At 68.3% G+C, this 3646-nt stretch carries 7 protein-coding genes and 1 tRNA gene; 3 read left to right on the top strand and 5 right to left on the bottom strand.

The genetic code is table 11. From position 1 onward, the window contains the following. Both RTU05_RS17415 and RTU05_RS17410 read right to left on the bottom strand, forming a co-directional pair. A partial coding sequence (locus tag RTU05_RS17415) for a 3-hydroxyacyl-CoA dehydrogenase NAD-binding domain-containing protein (protein WP_312599568.1) occupies window positions 1–198 on the bottom strand: 198 nt, incomplete at its 3' end. A gap of 104 nt (window positions 199–302) precedes the next feature. After that, window positions 303–608, bottom strand: a complete 306-nt coding sequence (locus RTU05_RS17410; protein ID WP_248120786.1) for a YggT family protein — start codon at window positions 606–608, stop codon at window positions 303–305. 161 nt (window positions 609–769) lie between these two features. On the opposite strand from RTU05_RS17410, the gene RTU05_RS17405 reads away from it, so the two are divergent. Continuing rightward, window positions 770–845 (top strand) — tRNA-Ala (locus RTU05_RS17405). Window positions 846–883: 38 nt separating this feature from the next. Here the strand turns inward: RTU05_RS17405 and uraH are convergent. Genes uraH through RTU05_RS17390 form a run of 3 tightly spaced genes read right to left on the bottom strand, consistent with a single transcriptional unit; the run spans window position 884 to window position 2324 of the window. Beyond that, entirely contained in the window at window positions 884–1291 is a 408-nt protein-coding gene (gene uraH, locus RTU05_RS17400; protein ID WP_312599567.1) for a hydroxyisourate hydrolase, read from the bottom strand. Between the two features lie 56 nt (window positions 1292–1347). Then, window positions 1348–1902 carry a lipocalin family protein gene (locus RTU05_RS17395; protein ID WP_312599566.1) on the bottom strand — a complete coding sequence of 185 codons (555 nt, stop codon included), beginning with the start codon at window positions 1900–1902 and terminating at the stop codon, window positions 1348–1350. A gap of 44 nt (window positions 1903–1946) precedes the next feature. Next, entirely contained in the window at window positions 1947–2324 is a 378-nt protein-coding gene (locus tag RTU05_RS17390; protein ID WP_312599565.1) for a hypothetical protein, read from the bottom strand. A gap of 143 nt (window positions 2325–2467) precedes the next feature. Here RTU05_RS17390 and RTU05_RS17385 point away from each other — a divergent pair, with 143 nt between their 5' ends. Both RTU05_RS17385 and RTU05_RS17380 read left to right on the top strand, forming a co-directional pair. Further along, window positions 2468–3259, top strand: coding sequence for an SDR family oxidoreductase (locus RTU05_RS17385; protein WP_312599564.1), 792 nt, complete (start codon window positions 2468–2470; stop codon window positions 3257–3259). 50 nt (window positions 3260–3309) lie between these two features. Next, on the top strand, window positions 3310–3646 hold a 337-nt coding region (locus RTU05_RS17380), incomplete at its 3' end, for a hypothetical protein (RefSeq protein WP_312599563.1).

Here is a 3646-nt window from a genome sequence, read left to right as displayed (position 1 = left end):
GTCGGCGGCCGCCTGATCCACCAGGCCGCGCCCGGCCTGCCGGGCCAAGCTGGCGGCGATCTCGCCCTGGGCCATCGGCAGACGGCCGGCGGCGACGTCGTACAGCCGCACCGAATAGCCTCCCAGCGCGACGGCCTGGGCGATGCCTGCGCCCATCTGTCCGGCGCCCAGAATGGCGACTGTGGAAATCGTGCTCATGAACCGTGGTCGAAAGTGGTCGGGCGGGCACCTTTAGGAAGGACGGCGCGCGGCGCAAGAGCGGATTGACGCCTGCAGGCCAGATTCCCGCCGCCCGTGTCGCCTCAGCCCAACAGCTGGATCAGGGCCGGCGCCGCCGTACGGTTGAACAGCACGCCGATGAATTGCAGCAGCAGGATCACCACGATGGGCGAGATGTCGATGCCGCCCAGGTTCGGAATGATGCGGCGGAAGGGCTCCAGCAGCGGCGCGGTTACCCGGTCCAGGAAGGTCCCCACCGAATAGACGAAGCGGTTGCGATAGTTGACGACGTCGAACGCCACCAGCCAGCTCAGTATGGCCTGGGCGATGATGAACCAGATCATCAGACTGATGATGGTGTTGATCAACCAGACGATCGCGTAGCCCATGAACCCTGCCTCTATAGCCGAACGGCGCTTCTAGCGGTTCGCCCCTCGCCCGACAACGGCCGCGTCGCGCCTGCGCCGATTGCGCGCACAAGCCCGTTGACACCACGCCCGCGCGCCTTCTATGTCCGCCTCGCCTGTGAAACCCGATCCAGCGCCGGAACGGGGCCGTAGCTCAGTTGGTAGAGCGCGTCGTTCGCAATGACGAGGTCAGGGGTTCGACTCCCCTCGGCTCCACCAGGCTTTTATTCTGATCCTGATGATGTCGGCGCGGCGGATCAGTTGCCGCGATAGGTGCTGTACCCGTAGGGGCTGACGACGACCGGTACGTGGTAGTGGACGCTGGGGTCGCGGACCTGGAACACGACGTCGATTTCGGGGAAGAAGGGCTGGGCGCCGGCCTCGCCGTAGTGGGACATGTCGAACGTCAGCTTGTAGGTGGCGGCGCGGGTGGCGATCTGATCGCCGAATGAGCGCACGCGGCCGTTCTCGTCCGTGCGGGCGGCGGCCAGTTGCCGCCAGCCGCCGTTATCGTCCTTGATCGCCAGAGTGACCGGCACATCGCGGCCGCCGACGCCGCGCGCCAGGTCCAGAATATGGGTCGAGATGGTTTCGGCCGAGGCGGCGCCGGGGGACAGGAACAGGGCGGGTGCGGCAGCCAGGGCTGCGAGGGCGGAAATGCGCATGGGAAGTCCTCAAGGTCGGAGGGATTGTGGAGGAGGGTTCAGCAGTCCGTGCGGCGTCAATGCTGGGTTGGTCTGACCAGGTCCAGATCATATCCCAACGCGCGTGTGCGGTTCATGATGACGTCGCGCGTCGCGTCGGATGGACGGGCAGAGCGGCTGAGCAGCCACAGATAACGACCGGAGGGTTCGCCGACGATGGACCAGGAATAGTCGTCTGCGTGATCCAGAACCCAGTAATCGCCGACGTAGAAGGGGCCGAAGAAGGAGACCTTCAGCTTGGCGTTCTGGCTGCCCGGAACGATCTTGGCCTTGCCTTCGGACGTCTTCTGCGGGCCGGAAACGCCGCCCTGTCGACAGGTGTTCAGCACGCCGACCCGTCCGTCGTCACGTACGGCGTACTGGGCGGTGACGCCTTCGCAGCCGCGTTCGAAGCCGTTTTCGTAGCGCCCGACCTCATACCAGAGCCCGGCGTACCGCTCGAGATCGACGGGCTTGGCCGGTTGCGGGACCGCCATGTTGCCGACCGGCCCGCGTTGCAGGGTGGCGCAGGCCCCCAGGGTCACGGCGCCGCCGACGAGAAGCAAAGGAAGAAGGGTTCGTCGAAACGTCATGGCGCCCCAAACGGCGATCGTCGCTGCGGGTTCCCGACATCGTTTCAGCGCAGGGCGACATAGCCCCGTTCGATGATGCGGCGCAGCGCTTCATAGGCTTCGGCGAGCTCGTCGTAGGCGGTGCGGGTCCAGGTCAGACGGGCGATCTGGTCGGGGGTGACGGCCGAGCCGGAGTGGGCCAGGCGCAGGGATTCCGCCACCCATTTGGCGCGGGCCGTGGCGGTCATGACCGCCAGCTTCTGCAGGGACGCGGCGTCGACGCCGGTCAGGGCCTGGCCGATCACCTCCCTGTTGGCGATGTAGGCGGCGTGGTCGATCTGTTCCAACTGGCCGCGCAGGCGCCGCTGTTCCTGCGGATCCGTGTCCTGCGGCTCGAAATGGTCGCTGTGGCGGCGGATGCTGGACGTCATCTTGGTCGACATGGGCTTGAGCCCTCCCCGGCCTGTCCCGGCGGCCTTCCGAGCCGCGTGAGAATAAGGGTTGCGCCGCATCGGTTAACGCCGCGTTTGCATCGCCGGGCGGCGCGTCCGATATCGCGTGCGCGAACCGCAGCGTGGAGACGATCATGGACCTGAAACTTCAAGGAAAGCGCGCCCTGATCTGCGGCGGCTCGTCGGGCCTGGGGCGGGCGGTGGCGACGGCCCTGGTGGCCGAGGGGGTCCATGTCGTGCTGCTGTCGCGCGACGGCGCGGCCTTGGCCGAGGCGGCCGGGGCGATGAACGCCATGGGGCCGGGGCGGGCGGGCTTCGTCACGGCGGACCTGGCCGATCACGCGGGCCTGTTGCAGGCCGTCGACCAGGCCGAGGCGCAGTTGGGCGGCTCGGTCGAGATACTGCTGAACAACACTGGCGGGCCGCCGCCATCCGGCGTCTCGGGGCTGGAGCCGGCCCTCTGGCGCGACCATTTCGAATCCATGGTGCTGTCGATCTTTCGCCTGACGGATCGGGTGCTGCCGGCCATGCGGGCGGCGAGTTGGGGTCGCATCCTGAACGTCGCCTCCATCACCGTGGTCGAGCCGTCGTCCGCGCTGGGGGTGTCCAATACGCTGAGGGCCTCGGTCGCCGCCTGGGCCAAGACCCTGGCGGGCGAGGTCGGGCCGGACGGCGTGACCGTCAATACCCTGTTGCCGGGTCGGATCGACACGCCGCGCATCGCCCGGCTGGACCAGGCGGCGGCCGACCGAACGGGCGTGACGCCCCAGCAGGCGCGCGCGGAGTCCGTCAAATCCATCCCCGTCGGCCGCGTCGGCGCGCCCGAGGAGTTCGGCGCGACCGCCGCCTTCCTGGCCAGCCCGCTGGCGGCCTATATCACCGGCTCGCTGATCCGGTTGGACGGCGGGGCGATCAAGGCGATCTAGGCAATCGGCGGTTGCGAGTGTAGCCTGCCGGTTCAGGCTGGAGGTTTGCGATGCTGCCCTTGTTGATGCGGATCGTCGTCGATGGCGCGGCCATCGCCCATTCCGCGCCTGTGGTCGATCCGGCGATGGTTCGGCCGGCGCCGGTCCTGAACCTGACGGCGGTCGCCTGCGATCCCATGCTGAAGGAGGCGGGATCGAGGCCCGTGACGGATGGGCCGGGCGCGCTCCTGGACCGCTCGCGCGATGCAGGGCAGGCGCGGCGGTATCTGCTGTTCGATCTGCGCGACCGGAACAACTGCCCCACGCCGATCAGCTACGACGTGCCGGGCCAGGGCGTGGCGCTGGGGCGCAATCTGCTTCAGCCGGCGCCGACGTCGCCCGCGCCCC

The organism is Brevundimonas sp. (genome assembly GCF_032017145.1).
Taxonomy (GTDB): domain Bacteria; phylum Pseudomonadota; class Alphaproteobacteria; order Caulobacterales; family Caulobacteraceae; genus Brevundimonas.
Note: the sequence above shows the minus strand (reverse complement) of the source record. Positions and strands in the feature narration are given on the sequence as shown.